The following is a 965-nucleotide window of genomic DNA, read 5'->3' as shown; positions in this document are numbered from 1 at the left end:
ACAGGAACTACCTGCCAATCCATTGTAAAGGATTTTTTTGCGTCTGAATGAGATAAATACAGAAAATTATGAAGATTTAGGGAAAATTAATGCAACGCTAGTGTAGTGTCCTAAATAAACTTAATATAACAATCAGTAAATTCATTAGAAAGCTACTTAGCGTTGATTTATTAGATGAAGATGAGAGGGAGTTAGCACCGTTTTATGCAAGAACTATTTTTGAAGCGGCCGGAACTGCATTGCTTGCAAGACTAGATCCTTTCCGTGTTTTAATAGTTTATAAGGTCCAATCATCAGCAAACTACGATGTCACAAAAAGATCTAACGTTGCGTTGCAATGGTCAGGTGATATTTTAGCCACAACTAAGCCTAGAAATGATATTTGGAATCCCGAAGTTAAGACCAGTGAATATGACAGGGCGTTACTTAGTAATTATTTTGGAGAGTTGTTTTGGAAACCTGGATTTTTGAATGTTATAGACTTTTTACCTTCGTATACTATTTCTAAACCTAGTGACTGGAAAGATGAGTTAGAAGTAAAAGATGAAATGCAGTTCTTCGAAATGGCTAAAACAGAGGCTGGAAAGCTTTTCTCAGCATTTTCAAAAGGTGTACACTATGAATTTTTAGTTAATACTGATAGTGTTTATGATGCAACTACGGTACAGGATTTTGTTTTAAGGATGTTAAAGACAATTTCAGATTTAGGACTAGTTAGTCATTTTGGTGGATTGATGTCTTCCTCTCTGCCTAAAGAGGGGGCACTTGATTTATATTTGGAAGTTGAGGAGATGGTACGAGCATGGCGCAGGACAATGGACTCGTAAATTTAATATTGGCATCAGAGGATTTTTCAACAGAAGAATTTATCAAATATCATCATTTTATCTCACATTCCGCACCCTGAGGATAAGCCAGCGAGTGGAATGTTGCAGTGAAAAAATAAGCTCAACGAGCTGTAGCGA

General features: G+C 36.3%; 1 protein-coding gene. It reads left to right on the top strand.

Going from position 1 to position 965, the window contains the following annotated elements:
- Positions 1–239: 239 nt before the first annotated feature.
- Positions 240–827 carry a hypothetical protein gene (locus WBG83_RS22475; RefSeq protein ID WP_336747628.1) on the top strand — a complete coding sequence of 196 codons (588 nt, stop codon included), beginning with the start codon at positions 240–242 and terminating at the stop codon, positions 825–827.
- The last annotated feature ends 138 nt before the right edge of the window (positions 828–965 follow it).

It is taken from the genome of Paenibacillus sp. y28, assembly GCF_037137075.1.
Lineage (GTDB): Bacteria > Bacillota > Bacilli > Paenibacillales > NBRC-103111 > JBBBNV01.
Note: the sequence above shows the minus strand (reverse complement) of the source record. Positions and strands in the feature narration are given on the sequence as shown.